The organism is Methanobrevibacter curvatus (genome assembly GCF_001639295.1).
Taxonomy (GTDB): Archaea; Methanobacteriota; Methanobacteria; order Methanobacteriales; family Methanobacteriaceae; genus Methanoflexus; species Methanoflexus curvatus.
Map to the genome: position 1 here is coordinate 1 of NZ_LWMV01000109.1, position 975 is coordinate 975.

1 protein-coding gene is annotated in these 975 nt (G+C 25.8%); it reads left to right on the top strand.

Features of this window, described 5'->3' with window-relative positions; translation table 11 throughout:
- On the top strand, positions 1-975 hold a 975-nt coding region (locus tag MBCUR_RS10560), incomplete at both ends, for a hypothetical protein (RefSeq protein ID WP_067090008.1).

Sequence of the window (975 nt, forward strand, 5' to 3'; positions counted from 1 at the left end):
TATGAAAACAACAAATACTATCGACATTAGTAATATTAAAAGCATACAATATAAACTTTCCGATTTTGGTGCAAAAGTCCCTGATTTCAAAGAAGCTGTTAAAAATAGTTTTAATCATTTAAATAAGTTTAAAACTGACATTAGCATACATATACCTGAACCTTATCATTTTGAGTTCAATAATAGAATATGCCCTCATTGTGGAGAAAATTCTTTGAATAAAAAGAAATTTGTAACTAAAGATGTTATTTTAGACAAAATTGGAGAAGTTAAATTTTATCTTAAACAATATTACTGTAAAGAATGCCATACTTACCCTAAAGTCAAGCTAAAAAACATTATTAAGGATTATGAAAAGATTTCAAAGCCATTTAAAGATAAATTAATTAGGAAATCTAAAACTGGACGAAAATCACTTAGAAAAACAAGCGAAGATTATAAAGAAGACGATATTTCAATCTCCCACCAATCAATCCATAATATACTAAATATTGGAAATAAAAACGAATTAAATTTTAAAACACTAGATTTAAGTGGATATTTTGAATTTGACGAACAACACCTAACAATGAAAAAAAATAAAAAATTTAAAGGACAATTAATAGATTCCACAACTAACCAAACAATATCAATCAAAATACACGATAAATCTAATTCAGAAAATGTGAAAAAGTTCTTACAAGAAAATATTCCAAAAAATAAAAGAAAATGCATAACCACAGACCACCATCCCGCATACACAGCACCAATCAAAAATTTAGGCTTTGAAAAACACCAACTATGCATATTCCACTTTGAAAAAATAGTCGATGACAAAATCAATGAACATTTCAAGAAAAACAAATATACAAAGAAAGAAAAAAAGAAAATAAAAAAATATGGCTGGAAACTCAAAAACTTATTCATATCAAAAGACTTAAAAGAATTTATAAACAAATTAAACAAAATATGGAAAATATTTGACGACTTACCCCC